At 69.5% G+C, this 22,866-nt stretch carries 20 protein-coding genes and 2 pseudogenes; 9 read left to right on the top strand and 13 right to left on the bottom strand.

The window, feature by feature from the left end; genetic code table 11:
• Positions 1-633 (top strand): hypothetical protein (locus tag R6V09_RS16630; RefSeq protein WP_317882187.1); only part of this gene is annotated, 633 nt, incomplete at its 5' end.
• 63 nt (positions 634-696) lie between these two features.
• Here the strand turns inward: R6V09_RS16630 and R6V09_RS16625 are convergent.
• Together R6V09_RS16625 and R6V09_RS16620 are read right to left on the bottom strand one after the other, a co-directional pair.
• Positions 697-1,326: an XRE family transcriptional regulator gene (locus R6V09_RS16625; protein ID WP_317882186.1), complete on the bottom strand. Its 630-nt coding sequence runs from the start codon at positions 1,324-1,326 to the stop codon at positions 697-699.
• Positions 1,327-1,836: 510 nt separating this feature from the next.
• Positions 1,837-2,115 (bottom strand): annotated as a pseudogene (locus R6V09_RS16620) (TetR family transcriptional regulator C-terminal domain-containing protein); the annotation flags it as partial.
• On the opposite strand from R6V09_RS16620, the gene R6V09_RS16615 reads away from it, so the two are divergent.
• Positions 2,098-2,469: a tetratricopeptide repeat protein gene (locus R6V09_RS16615; protein WP_317882185.1), complete on the top strand. Its 372-nt coding sequence runs from the start codon at positions 2,098-2,100 to the stop codon at positions 2,467-2,469. The pseudogene R6V09_RS16620 and the gene R6V09_RS16615 overlap by 18 nt on opposite strands.
• Here the strand turns inward: R6V09_RS16615 and R6V09_RS16610 are convergent.
• From R6V09_RS16610 to R6V09_RS16590, 5 genes are all read right to left on the bottom strand, one after another.
• Positions 2,459-3,298 (bottom strand): carbohydrate ABC transporter permease, encoded by an 840-nt coding sequence (locus R6V09_RS16610; protein WP_317882184.1) that lies wholly within the window; start codon positions 3,296-3,298, stop codon positions 2,459-2,461. The genes R6V09_RS16615 and R6V09_RS16610 overlap by 11 nt on opposite strands.
• Before the next feature lie 3 nt (positions 3,299-3,301).
• Positions 3,302-4,279 (bottom strand): carbohydrate ABC transporter permease, encoded by a 978-nt coding sequence (locus R6V09_RS16605; RefSeq protein ID WP_442810069.1) that lies wholly within the window; start codon positions 4,277-4,279, stop codon positions 3,302-3,304.
• Positions 4,276-5,676, bottom strand: a complete 1,401-nt coding sequence (locus R6V09_RS16600; protein ID WP_317882183.1) for an extracellular solute-binding protein — start codon at positions 5,674-5,676, stop codon at positions 4,276-4,278. Before R6V09_RS16600 ends, R6V09_RS16605 begins: the two co-directional genes overlap by 4 nt.
• 72 nt (positions 5,677-5,748) lie before the next feature.
• Complete coding sequence (locus tag R6V09_RS16595; protein ID WP_317882190.1) at positions 5,749-7,629, bottom strand: tetratricopeptide repeat protein; 1,881 nt, start codon at positions 7,627-7,629, stop codon at positions 5,749-5,751.
• Positions 7,630-7,771: 142 nt separating this feature from the next.
• Entirely contained in the window at positions 7,772-8,665 is an 894-nt protein-coding gene (locus tag R6V09_RS16590) for a 5'-methylthioadenosine/S-adenosylhomocysteine nucleosidase (protein ID WP_317882182.1), read from the bottom strand.
• Between the two features lie 79 nt (positions 8,666-8,744).
• On the opposite strand from R6V09_RS16590, the gene R6V09_RS16585 reads away from it, so the two are divergent.
• A complete protein-coding gene (locus tag R6V09_RS16585) occupies positions 8,745-9,299 on the top strand; it encodes a hypothetical protein (RefSeq protein WP_317882181.1) in 555 nt (184 codons plus the stop codon).
• Here the strand turns inward: R6V09_RS16585 and R6V09_RS16580 are convergent.
• Entirely contained in the window at positions 9,289-9,972 is a 684-nt protein-coding gene (locus tag R6V09_RS16580; protein ID WP_093629187.1) for a response regulator, read from the bottom strand. The two genes, R6V09_RS16585 and R6V09_RS16580, sit on opposite strands and share 11 nt — an antisense overlap.
• A complete protein-coding gene (locus R6V09_RS16575; RefSeq protein ID WP_317882180.1) occupies positions 9,969-11,672 on the bottom strand; it encodes a sensor histidine kinase in 1,704 nt (567 codons plus the stop codon). The genes R6V09_RS16580 and R6V09_RS16575 overlap by 4 nt, the downstream gene beginning before the upstream one ends.
• Before the next feature lie 241 nt (positions 11,673-11,913).
• Between R6V09_RS16575 and R6V09_RS16570 the strand changes: the two genes are divergently transcribed.
• The gene (locus R6V09_RS16570) at positions 11,914-13,332 is read left to right on the top strand and encodes a cation:dicarboxylate symporter family transporter (protein WP_317882179.1); all 1,419 of its coding nucleotides are present in this window, start codon (positions 11,914-11,916) and stop codon (positions 13,330-13,332) included.
• A 207-nt stretch (positions 13,333-13,539) separates the two neighbouring features.
• Positions 13,540-14,304, top strand: a complete 765-nt coding sequence (locus R6V09_RS16565) for a DUF2127 domain-containing protein (protein ID WP_317882189.1) — start codon at positions 13,540-13,542, stop codon at positions 14,302-14,304.
• 20 nt (positions 14,305-14,324) lie between these two features.
• On the opposite strand, the gene R6V09_RS16560 is transcribed toward R6V09_RS16565, so the two are convergent.
• Both R6V09_RS16560 and R6V09_RS16555 read right to left on the bottom strand, forming a co-directional pair.
• Positions 14,325-15,206, bottom strand: coding sequence for an aldo/keto reductase (locus R6V09_RS16560; RefSeq protein ID WP_317882178.1), 882 nt, complete (start codon positions 15,204-15,206; stop codon positions 14,325-14,327).
• 1 nt (position 15,207) lies between these two features.
• On the bottom strand, positions 15,208-16,140 hold the full coding sequence (locus tag R6V09_RS16555; protein WP_317882177.1) for an NAD-dependent epimerase/dehydratase family protein: 933 nt from the start codon (positions 16,138-16,140) through the stop codon (positions 15,208-15,210).
• Positions 16,141-16,179: 39 nt separating this feature from the next.
• On the opposite strand from R6V09_RS16555, the gene R6V09_RS16550 reads away from it, so the two are divergent.
• From R6V09_RS16550 to R6V09_RS16535, 4 genes are all read left to right on the top strand, one after another.
• Positions 16,180-16,689, top strand: coding sequence for an Lrp/AsnC family transcriptional regulator (locus R6V09_RS16550; protein ID WP_317882176.1), 510 nt, complete (start codon positions 16,180-16,182; stop codon positions 16,687-16,689).
• 29 nt (positions 16,690-16,718) lie between these two features.
• Entirely contained in the window at positions 16,719-17,105 is a 387-nt protein-coding gene (locus R6V09_RS16545) for a MerR family transcriptional regulator (RefSeq protein WP_317882175.1), read from the top strand.
• Positions 17,102-17,434, top strand: coding sequence for a thioredoxin (gene trxA / locus R6V09_RS16540; protein WP_317882174.1), 333 nt, complete (start codon positions 17,102-17,104; stop codon positions 17,432-17,434). Before R6V09_RS16545 ends, trxA begins: the two co-directional genes overlap by 4 nt.
• Positions 17,435-17,573: 139 nt before the next feature.
• On the top strand, positions 17,574-19,829 hold the full coding sequence (locus R6V09_RS16535; protein ID WP_442810068.1) for a HelD family protein: 2,256 nt from the start codon (positions 17,574-17,576) through the stop codon (positions 19,827-19,829).
• Here the strand turns inward: R6V09_RS16535 and glgB are convergent.
• The gene (glgB, locus tag R6V09_RS16530) at positions 19,826-22,282 is read right to left on the bottom strand and encodes a 1,4-alpha-glucan branching enzyme (protein WP_317882173.1); all 2,457 of its coding nucleotides are present in this window, start codon (positions 22,280-22,282) and stop codon (positions 19,826-19,828) included. The genes R6V09_RS16535 and glgB overlap by 4 nt on opposite strands.
• Before the next feature lie 26 nt (positions 22,283-22,308).
• Positions 22,309-22,866: pseudogene (locus tag R6V09_RS16525) on the bottom strand (maltokinase N-terminal cap-like domain-containing protein); the annotation flags it as partial.

The raw sequence follows: 22,866 nt of genomic DNA, 5'->3' as shown, positions 1-22,866 counted from the left end.
GGCGAGGTGCTGTGCGGCGACTCGCCGGATGTCGCCGCGCGCTACGCGGCGGTCTTCGCCCGGCTGATGGCCGAGCTGACCGACGTGACCGTCGTGCCGCCGCTGCCGAATCCGCGCTGGGCGCGCTGGGACCACACGGATCCGGGGCTGTGGCCGGCGATCGGCGTCCTCGACGAGCGGGACCAGAGCGCCGTACCGGCATACGTGGTCGAGACGGCGGAGCGTGCCCGCACCCGCTTGCTGACTTCCGGCCGCCTGCCGTGTGTGCTGGGGCATGCCGACTTCGAGGCGCAGAACCTCCGTTGGCGCGACGGCGAGGTGTGGGCCGTGCACGACTGGGACAGCCTGGCCTGGCAACCGGAGGCGGCACTGGTGGGCGCGGCGTGCGGGACGTTCTCCACCGTGTCGCCGCCGACCCTGGCCCCGGTCGAGAGTTCCGCCGCGTTCCTGACGACGTATCAGGAGCTCCGCGAACGCCGGTTCACCGCGGGGGAGTTGGAGATCGCGTGGGCGGCCAGCCTGTGGCCGGCGCTGCACAACGCCCGCTGGGAGGCTCTGCACGAGGACCCTCCGGTGTGCCTGGACGCGGTCCGGGCGCAGGCGGCGGAGCGGCTGCGGCGGGCGAACGTGTAGTTGGCTGGGCGGGGTTGGGCGGCTGTGCGGGGCGAACGCCGAGCACTGTCCGGCCGGAGAGTCCTAGTACGTACTCCTCTCGACCATGGACCAGAAGCGGTCGATGATCTGGTCGAGGAAGTCGCGGCCGGCCTCGCTCGCGTCGACGGGGGAGTTGCCGCCGGCCCAGCTGAGGGTGGCGAGCATCTGCCCCTGGTAGTCCTGGTGGAGCTCCTTGAGGGAGTCCTCCAGGAGATGCCGGTCCAGGGGCACCATTTTGCCGACCGGCCGTACGTAGGCCTGCCAGCGTGTGGTCACCGCGCTGCGCAGCAACTCCGCGAGTTTGGCGTCGCGTCCGGTCACGCTGATGAAGTCCGGCAGTGAGAGGTCGAGCAGATCAGCGAGCGCGGAGGACTGGCGCTCGGTGCCGCGCCACTCGTCGTTCTCCTCCATCCGCAGATACACCAGGAGTTCGAGCCCGACGGCACGGGCGATGTCCTCCGGCGCGAGGCCACGGGCGAGGCGGTGCTCACGCAGCGTGCGTGGCCTGCCGATGAGTTCACTCGCGGAACACCACAACACGCCCGCGAGCGCGGTGAGTTCGGGACTCGACGGCGCGGTCAGCCCGCGCTCCCAGGCGATGACCAGGTCCGGTGTGACGTAGGGCAGCCCGAACGAGGCACGCATTCCGTACGCGACGTGTTCGGGACCCATGTTGAGAGCGGTCCGGAGCCTGCGGGCGGCGGGGGCGTTGAACGGCGGTGTGGGCGGCGTGGACTGGCTGGGTCGAGCTGGGGGTCGGCGCACGGGGCACAAGTTAGGGGCGCCCGGGTGCGGTGACTACGGTCTGTTCGGCCAGGATTACGGATTGTAGGAATGTACGGATTTGGTCGGCTGGAGGGGATCGGTTGCGGCTGGGGTGGGGGTGGGTGGTGACGGTGAGTGGCGGCCGGGGGGAGTCGGACGGTGGCCGGGGTGCGGTGAATATGCCGTTCTACCTTGCCATTCGCCGGGGCGGCGGGCACTGGCCGAGGGGGTGGGGGTCGTTCGGCCGGGCTCGGGTGTGTGGGCGGGGATCGAAGGGGAGTGCGTTTGTGGTGGGGGTGATGATCGGGTGTGGGGGGAAGTGGGGGGTGGCGGAAACTCGACGGTGGCTTGGGGGGCGGGTCTCCGGGTGGTCGCTTTCTGCGCGGGCCCCCGGTCGGTCGTTCGGCACGCGGCGCGTCAATCAGCCGTGGTGCCGGTGCGGAAGACCCGATTCAGGTGGTGGTCCAGGATCGCGGTCGCGGACTCCGGGCTGCGCTGGCCGACGAGGACGCCGGTGCCGAGTCCCGAGGACATGGCGAGCAGGCCGGCCGCCTCCAGCCGTGGATCCACGCCAGGTTCGAGCAGCGCCATCTCCTGTGCCCGCAGGAGGAGTTGGGTCAGGGCGTCCTCGGCGGCGTCGGGGTTCTTGATGAAGGGCTGGGCCGCGAGCGCTTGGTCGTGCACGGCCAGAACGGCCGGGCGGGGGAGGCGGTCGACGCCCAGACCCGCGCCCGCGACCTGTTCCAGGCCGTCGGGGACCGTCATGGCGAGGCCCTCACATGGAACAACCTCGGCGCCACCCTGCGGGAGGCGGGCCGGGCGGAGAAGGCGGTTGAGGCGTACGAAAAAGCCCTGGAGGGCTTCCGGGAGTTCGACGACTGGTACCGAGTGGGCAGCACCCTCTACAACCTGGCCCGCGCTCACCAGCTCGCCGCCCGCCCCGCCGATGCCCGCACCTGCTACCTCAAGTCCGCCGACGCCTTCACCCGAGCTAACGCCCCCACCGAAGCCGCCCAAGCCCGCACCCGGGCGAATGCCATCACCCCTTAACCGCCCCACCCAAAGCAAACCCCCCACCCAACCGCCGAGCCACCAGCACATACAACAAAATCACCGGCGTCGAATAGACAACAGAAAACGCCGCCAGCTGCCCGTAAGCCACCATCCCCCGGTTCCCGAAGAACTCATTGATGCTCACGCTCGCCGGCATCTGGTCCGGCGTGAGCAGCAGCATGAACGGGACGAAGAAGTTCCCCCACATCATCACGAACGAGAAGACGGTCACCACCGCCACCCCCGGACCCATCAGCGGAAGAACGATCCGCACGAGCGACTGGAACGACGACGCCCCGTCGGTCCACGCCGCCTCCTCCAGTTCCTTCGGTACGCCGTCCATGAAGTTCTTCATCAGCCAGATGGCGAAGGGGAGTTGGGAGGCGGCGAAGAAGAAGATCGTGCCCTGCATGGTGTCGATGAGATTCACCTGTACGAACAACGCGTACACCGGCACCATGATCGCCGTGATCGGCAGGCTCGTCGCGAAGAGGATCGTCAGGAGGAACGGGCGGTTCAGGCGCGAGCGGAAGCGTGACAGCGGATACGCCGCCAGCGCCGAGCACACCACCGTCAGCAGCGTCCCGAAGCCGCACAGGATCAGGCTGTTGAGCAGGGGCGTGAAGGTGATGTCCGAGTTGAGGATCGCGTGGAAGTTGTCCAGGGTCAGGCCGTCGGGGGCCTTCACCTTGAGGTCCGCGTGGGCGTCGAGGGACGACAGGACCACCCAGAGCAGGGGCAGCACGAACGTCGCCGCGACCACCAGTAGCCCCGCGTCCGCCGCCAGGCGTCGGGTCGTGCGGCGGGAGGAGAGGGTGAGCGCCATGGGTCAGACCTCCGTTCGCAGCAGGCGCATGTAGATCACCGAGAAGACCGAGCCGACCAGGAGGAGGAGCAGCGCTACCGCCGTGGCGTAGCCGATCATGCTGTTCTGGAAGGCCTGTTCGTACATGTAGAGGGGGAGGGTCTGGCTCTTGTTTCCCGGGCCGCCTCTCGTCATCACCCAGATCAGGCCGAAGACGGACAGGGTCTGGAGGGTGTTCAGCATCAGGTTCGTGCCGATCGAGCGGCGGATCATCGGCAGCGTGATGTGCCACATGCGGCGCCAGCCGCCCGCGCCGTCGACCTCTGCCGCTTCGGTGATCTCCTGGGGGATTTCGTTCAGGGCCGCTGAGTACACCAGCATCGAGAACGCCGTTCCCCGCCACACGTTCGCGAAGGACACCGCCAGGATCGGGAGCGTGAACAGCCAGTTCTGGGACGGGAGATGGAGCCAGTCCAGGATGGCGTTCAGGGTGCCCTCGCGGCGGAAGAAGGCGTAGAGGAGGAAGCCCGCGACCACCTCCGGGAGGACCCAGGCCGTGATCACGATCGCGCCTGTGAGCGTGCGGACCGGTTTTGAGGCGCGTTGCATGAGTGTCGCGAGCGCCAGGCCGAGGGTGTTCTGGCCGATCAGGGACGACAACACCGTGAACACCAGCGTCAGCCAGACCGCGTTGAGGAATTCCGAGTCCTTGAAGGCCGTACGGAAATTCGCGAAGCCTACGAACGACGAGTGGGCCTGGCCGGTGAGTTGGAGGTCGGTGAAGGCGATGTAGGCGCAGTAGCCGATCGGGACGGCCAGGAAGAGGAGCAGGAGGGTCAGGGCGGGGGAGAGGGGGAGGAGGTGGGTGAGGACGCGGCGGAGGGTGCGGTGGTCGTTGCCGGGGTGTCGGGGGTGTTGCTGGTGCGCGGACTGTTGGGGGGCCGGGCCCGGGGCGGACTTCGTCGCGTCCGGGCCCGCCGCTTGCCGGGGTGCGGTGGTCACTTCTCGGTGACCTGGTTGTCCGTGGCCGACTTGAGCTCGTCGTCGTACGAACTCGCCGCCTTGTCCACCGACATGTCGCCCGTCGTCACGCCCTCCATCGCCTCCTGGATGGCGGTGGAGACCTTCGGGTACGCCGGGTAGGCGGGCCGGTAGTGGGTGCTCGCGACCAGGTCCGTGAAGAACTTGATGCCGGGCTGGGCGTTCGCGTAGGCGGGGTCGGCGGCGACGTCCTTCCGTACGGAGATACCGGAGTTGGCGATGTACCACTTCTCCGCGTTCGCCTTCGTCTGCATCGTCTTGATGAAGTCGAAGGCGAGGTCGGGGTTGCCGGCCTTGGTGGGGATCGCCCAGGTCCAGCCGCCGGACATGCTCACCTTGCCGGGGGCCTGGCCGTTCTGCGTGGGCATGTACGCGAGCCCCAACTCCTTTGACCAGTCCGGCCATTCATGCCCGCTGCCCTTCAACCAGGCCTGGGGCAGCCAGGATCCGTCCAGCGCGATGCCCAACTTTCCCTTGGGGAGCAGTTCACCGGCCACGTAGGTCTGGATGTTGGGGTCGAGGGCGTCCGAGACGTCCGGGCCGAGCTTGTCCTTGTAGACCGTGTGGACGAAGGAGAGCGCGTCCTTGAAACCCTGGCTCCCGGCGATCCACTTCTTCGACGACTTGTCGTAGAGCGGTGTGGTGCCGTCGTTGGTGCCGTAGAGCAGCATCTCGAAGCCCTGCATGGTTGCTGCTTCGCCGGCCGGCTTGCCGGTGTAGACGTTGAGGGGGGTGACGTTCGGGACCTTCTGCTTGATCGTGCGGGCCGCGGCGAGGACGTCGTCCCACGTCTTCGGCTGCCAATTCGCGGGCAGGCCGGCCTTCTTGAAGATCCCCTTGTCGAACCAGAGGCCTCGGGTGTCCGTGCCGTCCGGGACGCCGTACGTCTTTCCGTCCTCGGCCTTGGCGGCGGACTTCGCCGTGTCGATGAACTGGTTCCAGTCCGGCCACTTGGAGAGGTAGGAGTCGAGGGGCTTGAGATAGCCGGACGTGATGTCGCTGTTGATGAGGAACGTGTCCTCGTAGACCAGGTCCGGGGCGGTCTTGGGGGAGCGGAGCATCTGCTGGAGCTTGGTGTAGTACTCCGAGTCCGGGGCCTTGATCGGGACGAGTTCGACCTTCTTGCCGGGGTACTGCTTCTCGAACTGCTTCTTCATGTCGGCGAGGTAGGTGTCCATCACCTTGATGGAGTTGTCCGTCGACTGCTTGAAGGAGATCTTGACGGTGTCGGGGCTGCTGCCGGAACCGCTGCTGCAGGCGGTGAGGGTGGTTGCGGCGAGGGAGAGAGCGGCGAGAGCAACTAGGGGTGTGAGTAGGGCAGTTCGGTGGGGGCGGGCGGCGGTGGGGCGCACGGGCATGACCTCCTACGGGCTCACTACGTTGTGGCCTGGGCGGATGGCTGCCCGGTGAAGGTAAGTGGAGTGGTCTAGTCAGGTCAATGAGTCTGCGAGGGATTGGGCGTGGGCGGCTTCGGTGGGGGCGTTGGCTCGGGTGTAGGCGTCGGCGGATTGGAGGTAGTGGGCGCGGGCCTCGGCGGGGCGGGCGGCTTGCTGGTGGGCGATAGCCAGGTTGGAGAGGGTGCGGCCCGTCTCGTACCAGTTGCCGAACTCTCGGTAGCCCTCAAGGGCCTTCTTGTACGCCTCAATCTGATCCTCCACCCGGCCTGCCTCCCACAGGGCAGCGCCGAGACTGTTCCATGCGATGGCCTCGCCGTGGCGGTCTCCGACGGCCTGGAAGAGGTCGAGGGCGTGGGTGTGGGCGTCGATGGCCTCCTCTACCCGGCCCGCCTCACGCAGGGCGAGGCCGAGGTTGTTGCACGCGATGGCCTCGCGGAGGCGATCCCCGGCCCTCTGGTGCAGGTCGAGGGCGCGGGTGTGGGCGTCGATGGCTTCCGCCGCCCGGCCCGTCTGCCGCAGTGCATTGCCGAGGTTGTTCCACGTGACGGCCTCGCGGGAGTGATTCCCGGTCGCTTGGAAGAGGTCGAGGGCGCGGGTGTGGGCGTCGATGGCCTGCTCCGCCCGGCCCGTTTCCCGGAGGGCGTTGCCGAGACCGTCCCATGCGATGGCCTCGCCCACCTGGGTTCCGGCGCGGTGGGCTGCCTCCTGCGCGACACCACACACTGTGATCCAGTCGTCGAAAGAGCGCCGCCACGTCAGATGCTCTCCCAGACACTGGGACAGCCACACCGCCGTGGCCGCGTACCGCTCCTCCCGCGCCCACTGCACCGCCGCCACCAGCCCCGCCCGTTCCGAGTCCAGCCACGCCAACGCCCCCGCCCGGTCCGCAAACCGCTCCGGCTCCGCCATCCCCGGCAGCCACCGCAACCGGTCATCCGCCGCCTCCGCCCACCGCAGATAGAACTCCAGCACCCGCTCCCGCGCCGCCTCCCCCTCCTCCCACAACCCCGCATCTCCCTCGACCACACTCACCCCGAACGCCCGCACCAAGTCATGCACCCGCCACCGCACATCCGCCCCTCCCGGAACAGGCGTAACAAGGTGGGACGCGGCGAGCTCTTCGAGCAGGGCGAACGTCCGGCCGACGCCGAGGCCTGCCAGTGCGGCGGCCGTTTCACTCCCGACTTCGGCCGTCGGAGCCAGGGCAAGCAGACGCAGCAACCTGGCCTGCTCGGGCGGCAGTTGCCCGTACGCCGCTTCGAAGAGCGGCCGGAGTCCGACAGCCGCCGTCACGTCCTCGGCACCCCGCAACTCGTTCACGAGGGACGCGACGGAACGGTGACGGCGCTTGCGCAGCATGCCGGCGGTGATCCTCAGAGCGAGCGGATGGTGGCCGCAGAGCGTGGCGAGCTCCGACACAGCCTCCGGTTCGCGCGTCGCCCGATCGTCGGCGCGGTCGCTGAGCCGCAAGGACCTGTTGATGAGGTCGGTGGCATCCTCCGTGTTGAGGACGTCGAGGTCGATCAGCTGAGCGTCCAGCTCAGTCAACCGATCCCGAGACGTGACCAGCACCCGGTGATGATCTGTCCCTGGCACAAGCGGCATCACCTGCCCTGCGTCCGACGCATTGTCGAGGACCAGCAGCATCGACCCCCGCTCCTCCGCCAACAGTCGCCGAAACAACCCGTACTGCCCCGCCGCAGTCTGCGGAAGATCCGCCCCCCGTACCCCCATCCCGTCCAGCAGCGCGACCACCGCCTGATCCGCCGTAACCGGATCTTCGTCGTACCCCCGAAAGTCGACGAACAGAGTCCCGCCCGGAAACCACCCGTCCCGCACCGCCCGATGCCCGGCACACAACGCGAGCGACGTTTTCCCGATCCCGCCCAGCCCGGACACCGCGCAGATCACCACCGGCAGCTCGGACTCCGCGGCCGGGTCCAGTACCGGAAACAGCCGCGCCAAGTCCTCGTCCCGCCCGGTGAACCCCGCCGGCACGGCAGGCAACGCGGCCGTAGCCACCGGCACAGGCCCATGCACCGAACCCCGCCCGGAACTACCGTTCCCCGTCCCGCCGTCCGACCTGCTTGGCAACGAACGGCCCGTTGAAGGTGCTCCCCCGAAAGTCGAGGTGGTCCCCTCCGTACGTCGACCCCGTCGACCCCGTCGCCCCCCGATGGGGCCCCTCCTCGGAGTCCTCGACCTCCCTGTCGGAACCCCCGACCCGCCCACCACGGAACGGCCGCAGCTCCCGCAACACCGCCACCGCCGCAGCAGCCGCGTTCTCGGCGGCACGCGGCTGCCAACCCTCCTCGTCCGCAAGGGACTTGCCCGCATCGGCCCGGTCGCTGATTCCCCGGATCACCAGCGCGTCACCGCCGGCGAGGTCGACGGCGCTCACGACTCCCGAGCCCTCCATCTCGATGGCCGCCGCGTCGTTGTAGTGCCTCCGCAGGTGTTCCGCGAGCGCGGACTCGGGTGCGGCCAGGACGACGTCGCCCGCGGCGATCGGCTTCAGGTGGGCATGGGGGTCGTCCCGCAACGCCTCCCGGGCGGCTGCGGTCAGCCGGTGCGACGCCCGCCACGCCTCCGGCCGTACGAGAAAGCCCTCTGGTGTCTCCTTGCCGCCGTGGATGCCGTACACCTTCGTCGCCACCACTACGTCGCCCGGGCCGATGTCGCTCTTCAGGCTTCCGGCGACCCCCACGAACAGCACCGCCTGCGGCTCCAGCCACGTCATCACCCGCTCGGTGAGCGCGGCGGCCGTCAGGTTTCCCTCGCCCATCTCGACCAGGGCGACGGCCCAGGGCGTTCCGGCGAGCCTGCCGACTGCCGCCAGCGTGCCCCGCGGATGCTCCCGCCGCCGTACATCCGTGAGATGGGCGTGCACGGCCTTGTACTCCAGCGGCAGCGCGGTCAGTACCGCGACAGTGGGTGGCAACTCAGGCATCTCAGACACTCCCTTAAGGTACTTCCAAGTCGCCTGCGCAGATGCTGTGTTGGCACCACTGGGGGGAGAGGCGAGGGCAATGCCGGAACGTGACGTCACCGTGGGCCAGTTGCTCCTCGCCGAATACCAGACCGTCAAGGACGAGCAGAAGACCCGTATCGGCTTCCGCGACAACCTCCTCTACGTCACCCTCACCATCGTCGCCGCCGTCATCGCCGCCGCGGCCCAGGCCAAGCAGTCCGAGATGCTGCTCGCGCTGCCGCCGGTGTGTGTCGTGCTCGGCTGGACCTACCTCGTGAACGACGAGAAGATCTCCGCGATCGGGACGTACGTACGGGATGACCTGGGACCCCGGCTCGCCGAACTCGCCCAGGCCGAGGCGGTATTCGCGTGGGAGGCGGCCCACCGTTCCGACACCCGGCGACGCTCCCGCAAGGTCATCCAGGGGGTGATCGATCTGCTGGCGTTCTGCGTCGTCCCGTTCGCCGGGCTCGTCGTCTATTGGGCCGCGGGCCAGACGTCGCCCGGCCTGCTCGCCCTGTCCGTCGTCGAGGCGCTCATCGTCGTCGGCCTCGGCCACCAGGTTCTCAGTTACGCCAGGCCCTTCAACTCGCCCCGCCCGCCTACCCCTTGACCCACCGGTACTGCAACTCGGGCCGTCCCACAGTCCCGTACTGCGGACTACGCGCCGCCCGCCCCGCCTCCACCAGATGCTCCAGGTACCGCCGAGCGGTGATCCGCGAGATTCCGACCGCCTCGGCAACCCCCGCCGCCGTGAGCCCCTCCCCGCAGTCCCGCAGAGCGACCGTCACCTTCTCCAGCGTCGGCGCGCTCAACCCCTTGGGCAGCGCCGCAGGCGAAGGCGCCCGCAACGCGGCCAGCGCCCGGTCGACCTCGTCCTGGCCGCTCGCCTCGCCCGCCGCCGCGTGGAACTCGGCGTAGCGCACCAGCCGGTCCCGCAGTGTGGCGAACGTGAACGGCTTCAGTACGTATTGGACGACCCCCAGCGAGACCCCCTCCCGTACCACCGCCAGGTCCCGCGCCGACGTCACCGCGATCACGTCCGCGTGGTAACCGGCCGCCCGCAGCGACCGTGCGAGTTGCAGTCCGTGCGCGTCCGGCAGATGCAGGTCGAGCAGCAACAGGTCCACCTGCGTACGCTCCAGCGCCCGGCGCGCCTCCGCCCCGGTGTGTGCCTTTCCCACCGCCACGAAGCCCGGCACCCGGCCGACGTACATGACGTGCGCGTCGGCGGCGACGGGGTCGTCCTCCACGATGAGGACGCGGATCGGGTCGGCCGTGGTCATGAGGCACCACCTTCGGAAACAGAACCTCTGGACGTAGGGCCCTTGGAAGACGACGTCCGGACACCGGCCTCGCCCTCCTCCGTCCCCCACAACGGCAACCGCACCTCGAACACCGCCCCGCCTCCCTCCGCCTCCGCCACTGTCAACGTCCCCTCATGCCGGTTCACCGCCTGCCGTACCAACGCCAGCCCCAGGCCCCGGCCGCCCGGCCCCGCCGGCTTCGTCGAGAAGCCCCGTTGGAAGACCGCCTCCGCGTGCGCCGGAGCCACGCCCGTCCCCGTGTCCGCCACCCGCAGTACCAGCGCGGAGCCGGAGCCCGCCGCGTCCGCCTCCGTGCGTGCCGTCACCGTGACTCGCGCCCGCAGGCTTCCCTGTGCCGCGTCCACCGCGTTGTCGATCAGATTCCCGAGGATCGTCACCAAGTCCCGGGCGGAGAGCGAATCCGGCAGCAGGCCGTCGTCCAGGCCGCTGTCCTCCGATACGACCAACTCGACACCCCGCTCGTTGGATTGGGCCGTCTTGCCCAGCAACAGGGCTGCCAACACAGGCTCGTTGACCGCCGAGACGACCTGGTCCGTCAGCGTCTGGGCCAACTCCAACTCGGCCGTCGCGAAGTCCACCGCCTCCTCCGCGCGTCCCAGCTCGATCAGCGAGACGACCGTGTGCAGGCGGTTCGCCGCCTCGTGCGCCTGTGAGCGCAGCGCCTGGGTGAAGCCGCGTTCCGAGTCCAACTCGCCCATCAGGGACTGGAGTTCGGTGACATCGCGGAGGGTCACCACAGTTCCCCGGCGTTCGCCGCCCGATACCGGCGAGGTGTTCACCACCAGCACCCGTGACGCCGTCAGATGCACCTCGTCCACCCGCTCCTCCGACGACAGCAGCGCCCCCGTCAGCGGCGCGGGCAGACCGAGATCCGCCACCGACCGCCCCACCACATCCCCCGTCACCCCGAGCAGTTCGCGCCCGCCGTCGTTCATGAGCGCCACCCGGTACTGCCCGTCGAGCATCAGCAGCCCTTCCCGCACCGCGTGCAGCGCGGCCTGGTGGTAGTCGTGCATATGGCTCAGCTCGGTCGCGTTCATGTTGTGGGTGTGGCGGCGGAGGCGGGCGTTGATGACGTACGTTCCTACGGCACCCAGTGCCAGGGCGCCGGCCGCGACGCCGATCAGGGCCGTCACCTGGTCCTGCACCCGCTGGGTGATCGCCTCGACCCGGATGCCGGCGCTGACCAGGCCGATGATCCGGGTGTGGCCGGTGTCGTAGATGGGGGTGACCGCGCGGACGGACGCGCCGAGGGTGCCGGTGTAGGTCTCGGTGAAGGAGTCGCCCTTCAGGGCCGGTCCGATGTGGCCGAGGAACTTCTTCCCGATCTGGTCCTTGTCCGGGTGGGTCCAGCGGATGCCCTGCGGGTTCATGATCGTGACGAAGTCGACCTGGGTGTCGCGCTGGACGCGGAGGGAGTACGTCTCCAGATGCGCGGTGGGGTCGGACGTACCGATCGCCGCCACCACCGACGGGGAGTCCGCGACCGAGCGGGCCACCGCCGTGGCCTGGCGGCCCGCCGCGTCCTCGGCCTGGCTGCGGTCGCTGACGTAGGTGAACAGCGCGTACCCGGCGACGACGACCGCTATCAGCACCGCCTGCATGCCGAAGAGCTGGCCGGCGAGGCTGCGGGGGCGGGGGACGTGCGGGAAGCGCATGTCGTCAGTGTGCCTCTCCGATCTGGCGCGAACTAAATGAACGTAAGGGTGACCGCCCTCACAAGCCGGGAGATAGTCACCGCAACCCCCGGAAGCAGCCGCCTCCCGGACCGGTCCGCACATCGCTCGGTGCGGATCGCCGTAGAACCCGTAGCACCCGCAGAACCCGTGAATCCCATGAATCCCCGGACGTGAGCCGCACTCGCGGTCCGGGTTCCGCCGGTCGTGAGCCGCACGCCGGATGATGCCGACGACGTCGTCAAGGAGGGCAGCCGTGGCCAGCACGCCCGCATCTGCCGCACCCGCAGCACCGCCCGCGAAGCGGGACCGCACCCACTACCTCTACATCGCGGTGATCGTCGCGGTCGCCCTCGGTATCGCCGTCGGGTTCATCGCGCCGGACTTCGCCAAGGAGCTGAAGCCGCTCGGTACGGGCTTCGTCGCGTTGATCAAGATGATGATCTCGCCGATCATCTTCTGCACGATCGTGCTCGGCGTCGGCTCCGTACGGAAGGCCGCGCAGGTCGGCAAGGTCGGCGGACTCGCGCTCGGCTACTTCATCACCATGTCGTTCGTGGCGCTGGCCATCGGCCTGGTCGTCGGCAACATCATCCACCCGGGCAGCGGGATGCACCTGACCGAGGCCGTCAAGGGCGTCGGACACGACCAGGCGAAGGCAGCCGCCGAGGGGCCGGTCGACTTCCTGCTCGGGATCATCCCGACCACGTTCGTGTCGTCCTTCACCGAGGGCCAGGTCCTCCAGACGCTGCTGATCGCGCTGCTCTCGGGCTTCGCGCTGCAGGCCATGGGCCGGACCGGCGAGCCGGTGCTGCGCGGTGTCGAGTACATCCAGAAGCTGGTCTTCCGCATCCTCGGCATGATCATGTGGGCGGCGCCCGTCGGTGCCTTCGGCGCGATGGCCGCGGTGATCGGCGAGACCGGCATGGACGCGCTCAAGGCGCTGGGCACGATCATGCTCGGCTTCTACGTCACCTGTTTCCTGTTCATCGTGGTCGTGCTCGGCACGCTGACCAAGCTGGTCGCCAAGGTCAGCCTCTTCCAGCTGCTGAAGTACCTCGGCCGGGAGTTCCTGCTGATCGTCTCCACGTCTTCCTCCGAGTCCGCGCTGCCGCGGCTCATCGCGAAGATGGAGCACCTGGGTGTCAGCCGTCCGGTCGTCGGTATCACCGTGCCGACCGGCTACTCCTTCAACCTCGACGGCACGATGATCTACCTGACCATGGCCTCGCTGTTCATCGCCGACGCCATGGACCAGCCGATGAACATCGGCCAGCAGATCGGCCTGCTGCTCTTCATGATGGTCGCCTCCAAGGGCGCGGCCGGTGTCTCCGGCTCCGGTATCGCCGTACTGGCCAGTGGTCTGCAGTCGCACAAGCCGGCCCTGGTCGACGGTGTCGGCCTGATCATCGGCATCGACCGCTTCATGAGCGAGGCCCGCGCGGTCACCAACTTCGCCGGCAACGCCGTCGCCACGCTGCTCATCGGCACCTGGACCGGCGAGGTCGACAAGGAGCGGGTGGACCGGGTCCTCGCGGGTGAACTGCCCTTCGACGAGAAGACGTTGCTCGACGAGGACGGCGACGACCACCTCGACGGCGTGCCCGAGCAGGGCGGCGAGAAGGAACTCGCCAAGGCCTGACCCGCCCCCCCGAGCGGGGCGCCCGGACCCACCTGAACAAGGTCCGGACGCCCCACGGACTCCGGGCGGCTGGGTGTCCCCCCGTCGCTCAGCCGCCCGGTCCTTACAGGGATGTACTGGGGATGTACTAGCGTGCCGTGCCGTGCCGGAAACCTCCGGCGCGGTGCGGCACGTTCGCGTTCGGCGGGAGTCACGGGGGACATGGGTATGAAGATCGACTGGGACCGGCGGCACTGCGCACGGCACGGGCATGTGACGTACGCGCCCGACGAGACGGTGCTGCGGGAGCGGCTGTGCGTCGAGACCAAGTTCGGTACGGCCTGGCGCTGTCTGCGCTGCGGCGACTTCGCGCTCGGTGACCCGCACGGCTCGGGGGCGGCCGAGAACGCCCCGCTGGTGCCGCGCGGGAAGGTGCTGAGGGACCTGTTCATCCTGCGGTTCCTGGCGATCGAGCGGGCCGTGCGCGGGGTGTTCATCGTGCTGGTCGCCGCCGCGGTGTGGAAGTTCAGCAACAGCCAGGACTCGGTGCGCAAGCTCTTCGACGACTATCTGAACGTCTTCCGGCCCGTCTTCAAGCACTTCCACTACGACCTCGACCACTCGCCGGTCGTCGGCTCCATCCAGAAGACCTTCGGCTACAAGCACTCCACGCTGGTCCTGGTCGCCGTACTGCTGCTGGCGTACGCGCTGATCGAACTCGTCGAGGCCGGCGGGCTCTGGTACGCCAAGCGCTGGGCGGAGTATCTGACGGTGGTCGCGACCGCCGCGTTCCTGCCGCTTGAGATCTACGAACTCACCGAGCACATCAGCTGGTTGAAGATCGCCACCCTCGTCCTCAACATCCTCGCCGTTCTCTACATCGCCCTCGCCAAGCGGCTGTTCGGCCTGCGCGGCGGACGCAAGGCCTTCGACGAGGAACGCGAGAGCGCGTCCCTGCTCGAAGTGGAGACGTCCGCCGGGGTCATGGTCTGACACCCTGGTCCACGAGTTCCTCACGTGGCGTCCAGGCGGGTCAGTTCGGCCTGGCTCAGCACCAGGTCCGCCGCCCGTGCCGAGTTCCGGATCGACTCCGGCCGGCTGGCACCCGGAATCGGGATCACGGTCGGCGACTTCGCCAACAGCCAGGCCAGGCAGACCTGTTGGGGGCTGACCCCGTGCTCGCGGGCCACGGAACGGAAGGCGTCGAAGCCGGGTTCGCCGTCCGGGTTCGCAGGGCCGTCCAGGGAGCTGCGGGAGATGCCGCCGAGCGGGCTCCACGGCAGGAAGGCCAGGCCGAGTGCGGCGCACAGCCGTAGCTCCGGCTCGCTGTCCCGTACGGCGGGAGAGTACTGGTTCTGCACGGACACGAGGCGGTCGCCGAGGATCGCGTGGGCCCGGCGGATCAGGCCGGTGTCCGTGTTGGAGATGCCGGCCAGCCGGATCTTGCCCTCGTCGAGCAGTTCGCGCAGGGCGCCCACGGACTCCTCGTAGGGCACCGCGGGGTCGGGCTTGTGCAGCTGGTAGAGGCCGATCGCGTCCACGCCGAGCCGCTTCAGGGAGGCTTCGGCGGCGGCCTTGAGATGGCGTGCGGAACCGGTCACCGTCCAGCTGCCGTCGGCCGGTCTGCCGCGTCCGCCCTTGGTGGTGACCAGCACGTCGGACGTGTCGCCGCCGTAGCTCGCGAGCGCGCGGGCGATCAGCCGTTCGTTGTGACCGGGTTCGGCACCTGGGAGGTGGTAGGAGTCCGCCGTGTCCAGCAGGGTCACGCCCGCGTCCAGCGCGGCGTGCACGGTGGCGAGGGCGCGTTGTTCGTCCGGGCGGCCCGCGAGGGACAGCGGCATCGCGCCGAGTCCTACGGCGCTCACGCGCAGGTCGCCAAGTGTGCGGTACCGCATGTCAGTTGGCCTTTCCCGTGTCGTTTCCCAGGGTCTCGGCGACCGCCTGCGGCAGCCACCGCCGTACGTCACCGAAGGCGAAACCGAGCTGCTCCGCACGGGAGTTGGCCATGCCGTAGCCGCGGGCGAACGCGAACGGGGAGGTCTCGCCCACCTCGACCGTCCGGAAGGCCGTGCTGCCGGAGGGGAGGTGCGCGGCGATCGCCTCGCACAGGTCCTCCGTGGTCAGCAGGCCGTGGGAGGCCGCGTTGACCGGGCCGGTGAAGTCCTGGCCCGCCGCCCAGAGGAGGAAGTCGGCGATCTCGTCGACGTGGATGTAGGTCGCCGGGTGGTTGGTGGCGGGAACCGTGATCGGCTCGTCCGCGCGGATGCGGTCCGCGTAGTGGGTGAGGCGGCCGGTGAAGTCGTCGGCGCCGCCCAGGACATGGGCCACCCGGACGGCCGTGAACGGGAACTCCCCTCCGGCCGCCGCGAAGACGGCCTCCGCCTGCCGCTTGCCCTCGCCGTAGTGCGTGTCGAGGAACTCCGGCTCGTCCCAGGGGAGTTCGAGGTCGACGGGCACGGCGAGCGGATCGACGGCCGCCTCGCTCACGAGCGCGGGCGAGTCCTCGTACTCGTACACCTCGACCGTCGACGTCATGACATAGCGGCCGGTGCGGCCGGTGAACACGCGGCGGGCGATCGCCGCCTGGCGCGGGGTGTAGCAGACCTGGTCGACGACGACGTCGAAGGTGCGCGGGCCGAGCGCGGTGCGCAGCGCGTCCTCGTCGTCGCGGTCGGCGATCAGGTGCGCCACTCCGGCGGGCGGCGCCGACGAGCCGCGGTTGAGGACCGTGACCCGGTCCCCGGCGGCCAGCAGCCGTGCGATCAGCCGCTTGCCGAAGTAGCGGTTCCCGCCGATGACCAGTACCTCTCGCGCCTTTTCCATGACCATAATTCTGCTGGCGTATCCGCGAGGACTGAAGGGGAAGACATGGGAATTCCGGCCGCCGCACCGAAAGAACCACGGCATTCTCGTGCCACCGCCAATGAAACCTCGGTCGCCTTCGACGGGCTGGACCGGGAGATCCTCCAGCTCCTCCAGACCGACGGCCGGATCAAGCTCAGCGAGCTCGGGCGGCGCGTCCGGCTGAGCCCGGCGGCGGTCACGGAGCGGGTGCGGCGACTGGAGGTCGCGGGTGTGATCAGCGGCTACGGCGCCCAGGTGGTCCCGGGCCGGCTCGGTTACGGCATCCAGGCGTTCATCCGGGTCAACCCGCACGGCGGCTACAACCTGAAGCACCCCAGGACCCTGGAGCTGATCGAGCGCCCCGAGATCACCGAGGTGCACCATGTCGTCGGCGAGGACTGCTGGATCCTCAAAGTCGTCGTCCGGGACACCGTCCATCTGGAGGACGTCCTCGAAGCGGTCTCCGTGCTCGGGCGCACCACGACGTCGATCGTGCTGACCTCCCCGGTGGAGCGGAAGCCGCTCTTGCCCTGACGCCGACGTCAAGGATTACCGTCGTGGGCATGCGAATCGGCGAGCTGGCCGCGCGGGCCGGGACCACGACGCGGACTCTCAGGTACTACGAGTCGCGGGGGCTGCTGCCCGCGCGGCGCGGCGGCAACGGGTACCGGACGTACGACGAGGGTGATCTGAAGCTGCTGCGGCAGATCAGGACCTTGCAGGACTTCGGGTTCGACCTGGAGGAGACGCGGCCCTTCGTGGAGTGTCTGCGGGCCGGGCACCCGGAGGGCGACTCGTGCCCGGCGTCGCTCGCGGTCTACCGGCGCAAGCTGGCCGAACTGGATTCCCTGATCGGGGAGTTGCAGGCGGTGCGGGCGGAGATCGGGGTGCGGCTGGCGTCGGCCGACGAGCCACCACCATTGTGCGAACTGGGAGGGCGTGAGCTGTGATCGACATGGCGGGCGTGACGGACGTGACGGACGAGAATTTCGCGGCGGAGGTGATCGGGGCGGAGTTGCCGGTACTGGTGGAGTTCACCGCGGACTGGTGCCCGCCGTGCCGGCAGATGGGACCGGTGCTGCGGGCCCTCGCCGCGGAGGAGGGTGAGCGGCTGAAGGTGGTGCAGCTGAACGTCGATCAGAATCCGGAGACCACGAACGCCTACAAGGTTCTCTCGATGCCCACGTTCATGGTGTTCCGGGACGGTGAGCCGGTGAAGGCCATGGTGGGCGCCCGGCCCAAGCGGCGGCTGCTGGAGGAGCTCTCCGACGTGCTGTGATCCCGCCCGATACGCAAAGAAATCCCCCGAGCAATTGCGCTCGGGGGATTTCTTTGCGTATATTCAATGGTTCGCGACTTCACGGGAATTGAGTCGCAAAGAGGCTCAGTGAGCACAGTATATAGGTCCGGGAGTGGAATTGTCAAACAGCGATGAAATTCACGGTGAGCAGGAATTCATCGACGGTCTGTACGCACGCGTGGACGCGCTGCGCGGCGCCACCGAGGACTCCGTCACGGACGCGCTCGGGCAGGGCAACACGCCCATGCAGGCCCGGCTGGAGCGGGACATCCTGGTCGCCGAGCGCTCGGGGCTGCTCGCCGCGCTGAACGCCGTGGACGGCTCGCTCTGCTTCGGCCGGATCGACCTGACCTCCGGAGTCCGGCACCACATCGGCCGTATCGGCATCCGTGCCGACGACGCCGACCTCACCCCCATCCTGATCGACTGGCGGGCCGATGTCGCCCGCCCCTTCTACCTCGCCACCGGCCACACCCCGATGGGCCTGCGCCGCCGCCGGCACCTCACCACCGACGGCCGCCGAGTCACCGCCCTGCACGACGAGATCCTCGACCTCGGGGACGCCACCCGCACCGGCCACGAGGACCCCAGCGGCGACGCCGTGCTGCTCGCCGCGCTCAACTCGGCGCGCACCGGCCGGATGAGCGACATCGTGCAGACCATCCAGGCCGAACAGGACGAGATCATCCGGGCGCCCCATCGCGGAGTGCTCGTCGTCGAGGGCGGCCCAGGCACCGGCAAGACCGCCGTCGCGCTGCACCGGGCCGCGTATCTCCTCTACGAACACCGGGAGTTGCTCGCCAAGCGGGCCGTCCTGATCGTCGGCCCCAACCCCGCCTTCCTCGGCTACATCGGCGAGGTGCTGCCCTCCCTCGGGGAGACCGGCGTGCTCCTCGCGACGGTCGGCGAACTCTTCCCCGGCGTGAAGGCGACGGCCACCGACAGCCGGGCGGCGGCGGCCGTGAAGGGCCGCGCCGACATGGCGGGCGTCCTCGCCGCCGTCGTACGCGACTGGCAGTCGCTGCCCGACCCGGTGATCGCGATCGAGCACGACCGCGAGATCCTCATGCTCGACGACGGCCTGGTACGGATGGCCCGCGACCGCACCCGCGAGGCCCAACTCCCGCACAACGCGGCCCGGGAGCACTTCGAGGGGCACATCCTCAACACGCTCACCGAGATGGTCGCCGAACGCATCGGCACCGACCCCTTCGACGGCAGCAACCTGCTCGACCCCAGCGACATCACCCAGATCCGCGACGAACTCGCCGAGAACCCCGAAGTCTGGGCCGCCATCGACCAGTTGTGGCCGCGGCTGACCCCGCAGTACCTCGTCGCGGACTTCCTCGCCGACCCGGTGGGCTACGTCTCCGACGACGACGCGGACGCCATCCGCCGCCCGGTGACCCGGGCGTGGACCGTGGCGGACGTACCGCTGCTCGACGAGGCCGCGGAACTCCTCGGCCGCGACGACCGGGTACGGCGGGCGCGGGTCCAGCGCGAGCGCGAGGAGCAAGTGTCGTTCGCACAGGGCGTGTTGGACGTGTCCTTCGCCTCCCGGACGTTCGAGTTCGAGGACAAGGAGGAGGGTGACCCCGAGGGCTCCGAGGTGCTGTCCGCGCACGACATCATCGACGCCGAACGCTTCGCCGAGCGGCACGAGGAGGAGGACCACCGCAGCGCCGCCGAGCGCGCGGCGGCCGACCGCACCTGGGCGTTCGGCCACATCATCGTCGACGAGGCGCAGGAACTCTCCCCGATGGCCTGGCGGTTGCTGATGCGGCGCAGCCCGACCCGCTCGATGACCCTCGTCGGCGACCCGGCCCAGACGGCGGAGGCGGCCGGCGTCGGCTCCTGGTCGGAGATCCTCGCCCCCTACGTCGAGGACCGCTTCACCCACACCCGCCTCGGCGTCAACTACCGCACCCCCGCCGAGATCATGGACCTCGCGGCGGCCGTCGTCCGCGCCGAGAAGCCCGACTTCGAACCGCCGAGTTCGGTACGGGCCACTGGCGTGCGGCCTTGGGTGCGGGCCACCGACGATCTGCCGGGTGCGGTCGCCAAAGCCGTCGGCGAACTCACCCCGGCCGAAGGCCGCCTCGCCGTCATCGCCCCGCGTGACCTGCACCGGCGGCTGGCCGCGCGGCTGGACGGAGTGACGGCGGGCGCTGAGCCGGATCTGACGCGGAGCGTCGTTCTCCTCACCCCGCGGCAGGCCAAGGGGCTGGAGTTCGACTCCGTGCTCGTCGTAGAGCCCGGTCGGTACGGCACGAGTGACCTGTATGTGGCGTTGACCCGGGCCACTCAGCGGCTCGGGGTGCTGCACACGGGGGCGCTGCCGCGCGCGCTCGCCGATGTACCGGAGGCGCTCTAGGCCGGGCGCAGCCACACCGTCGCCAGTGGCGGCAGCGTAAGCCGGATGCTCGCCGGGCGGCCGTGCCAGGGAGTCGGTTCCGGCTTGACGGGGTCGGGGTTCGTGACGTCGCTGCCGCCGTAGACCGCGGTGTCGGTGTTGAGGGTTTCGTGCCAGGCCGGGGTGTCGTCCGGGACGCCGAGGCGGTAGTCGTGGCGGACGACGGGGGAGAAGTTGCTGACGGCGAGGAGGGGGGAGCCGTCGGTGTCGTAGCGGAGGAAGGCGAAGACGTTGTCCTCGGCGGCGTCGCCGGTGATCCACTGGAAACCGGCGGGGGTGGTGTCGAGCTGCCAGAGGGCGGGGGTCGTGCGGTAGACGATGTTGAGGTCGCGGACCAGGTCGCGTACGCCCCGGTGGTCGGCTTCCGCGCCGTAGGCCGGGTCGAGGAGCCACCAGTCGGGGCCGTGGGTCTCGGACCACTCGGCGCCCTGGGCGAACTCCTGGCCCATGAAGAGGAGTTGCTTGCCCGGGTGGGCCCACATGAAGGCTAGGTAGCCGCGGAGGTTGGCGCGCTGCTGCCACCAGTCGCCGGGCATCTTCGACACCAACGAGCGCTTGCCGTGGACGACTTCGTCGTGGGAGATCGGGAGGACGTAGTTCTCGCTGTACGCGTACACCATGGAGAAGGTCATCTCGCCGTGGTGGTGCCGGCGGTGGACCGGGTCGTGTGTCATGTAGTCGAGCGAGTCGTGCATCCAGCCCATGTTCCACTTGAACCCGAAGCCGAGACCGCCGGTGTCGGTGGAGCGGGTCACGCCGTCCCAGGCGGTGGACTCCTCGGCGATCGTCACGACACCCGGCACCCTGCGGTACACGGTCGCGTTCATCTCCTGGAGGAAGGCGACGGCGTCCAGGTTCTCCCGGCCGCCGTGCTCGTTCGGGGTCCACTGGCCCGGCTCGCGTGAGTAGTCGAGGTAGAGCATCGAGGCGACCGCGTCCACGCGCAGACCGTCGATGTGGAACTCCTCGCACCAGTAGACGGCGTTCGCCACAAGGAAGTTGCGGACTTCACGGCGGCCGAAGTCGAACTCCAGGGTGCCCCAGTCGGGGTGCGCGGCCCGGAGCGGGTCCTCGTGCTCGTACAGGGGCCGTCCGTCGAACTCGGCCAACGCCCAGTCGTCGCGCGGGAAGTGGGCCGGCACCCAGTCCATCAGGACGCCGATACCCGCCTGGTGGAGGGCGTCGACCAGGAACTTGAAGTCGTCGGGGGTGCCGAGGCGGGCGGTCGGGGCGTAGAAGCCGGTGACCTGGTAGCCCCAGGAACCGCCGAAAGGATGCTCGGCGACCGGCATCAGCTCGACGTGCGTGAAGCCCAAGTCCTTGACGTAGGCGGGGAGTTGCTCGGCGAGCTGACGATACGTCAACCCGGGCCGCCAGGACGCGAGATGCACCTCGTACACGGAGAACGGCGCTTCGTGGACCGGTGTTTCTGTCCGCCGGGCCAGCCACTCCGCGTCGTCCCACTCGTGGTGCGAGGCCGTCACGATGGAGGACGTGGCGGGCGGGACCTCGGTGCGGCGGGCCATCGGGTCGGCGCGCATGGTCTTGGAACCGTCGGGCCTGGTGATCTCGAACTTGTACAGCTCACCCTCGCCGATGCCCGGCATGAACAGTTCCCAGACACCGGTGGCGCCGAGTGAGCGCATCGGGGCGCCGGTGCCGTCCCAGAAGTTGAAGGTGCCGGCCACCCGTACGCCCTGGGCGTTCGGTGCCCACACCGTGAAGCGGGTGCCGGTGATTCCCTGGTGCGTCATCGGCTCCGCGCCGAGCGCCTGCCACAGCTGCTCGTGCCGGCCCTCGCCGATCAGGTGCAGGTCCAGGTCGCCGAGCGCGGGCAGGAAACGGTAGGCGTCCTCGGTGTCCTGCACGGTGCCGTCGTAGGCCACGAGCAGTCGGTACTCCGGTACGTCCGGCAGGGGCAGCAGGCCCGAGAAGAAGCCGTCCCCGTCGTCGTGCAGTTCGCTCGTCGACCGGCCCGTCACGACGGTCACTCCGAGCGCGAACGGCCGGAAGACGCGGAACGCGACACCGCCGGGGACCGGGTGGGCGCCGAGTACGGAGTGGGGGGCGTGGTGGGTGCCGTGGAGGAGGCGGTCGCGGTCGACGGCGTCAAGTGCGGGGGATATGGCGATCTCCGGTGCGGGTGCGGGTGCGGGTGCGGGTGCGGGTGCGGGCGTGGGTGTGGGTGTGGGTGTGGGTGTTGTCGAGTCGGTCCCCGTGTCGGCCGTCACCGTCTCGCGCGCGGCCTTCTTGTCAGCGGCGCTCGTCTTCTTGGCCGACGCCTTCTTCAGCGAATTCTTCTTCGTCGAGCTTCTCTTCGCTGAGCTCTTCTTCCCGGCACCCTTCTTGGCCGTCGCCTTCTTCGCGGCGGCCTTCTTCGGATCCGGACCGTTGGACGGGGGGCGCGGGGTCACGGGCGGGGCCTCCTGGGCGGGGTGGGTCAGGTGGTGGGGTTGGCGAGGCGGCGTACGGCGGAGAGCGGGACCGGGAGCCAGTCGGGGCGGTGCCGGGCCTCGTAGACGACCTCGTAGATCGCCTTGTCCGTCTCGTACGCGCGGAGCAGGACGGGGTCGGTGCGCGGGTCCGCACCGGTGATCTCCGCGTAGCCGGAGCAGTAGGCGGCCCGGCACCTGCTTGCCCAGCCCGGGGCCGGCGGGTCGGCGGAGTGGGCCGCGTAGTCGAAGGAGCGCAGCATCCCCGCGATGTCCCGCACCGGAGGCTGGGGCAGCCGGCGCTCCGCCAGCGGCCGGGACGGCTCGCCCTCGAAGTCGATCAGCGACCACTCCCCGGACGGCGAGCGCAGGCACTGGCCGAGGTGCAGGTCGCCGTGGATGCGCTGGGCGGTCCAGGTGTGGCCCTCGGCCGCGAGATCGGCCAGCGCCGAGAACGCCGTACGCAGTCCGGGCGCGTACGGCCGGAGCGCGGGCACCGCCTGTGCCGCCGCGTCGAGCCGCTCGGTCATGCCCGTCACCAGCAGATCCAGCTGGACCCGGCCGAG

Origin of the sequence: Streptomyces sp. W16 (assembly GCF_033194735.1) — a bacterium.
In the GTDB taxonomy this organism is placed as follows: domain Bacteria; phylum Actinomycetota; class Actinomycetes; order Streptomycetales; family Streptomycetaceae; genus Streptomyces.
This window is presented reverse-complemented; position numbering and strand designations above follow the sequence as displayed.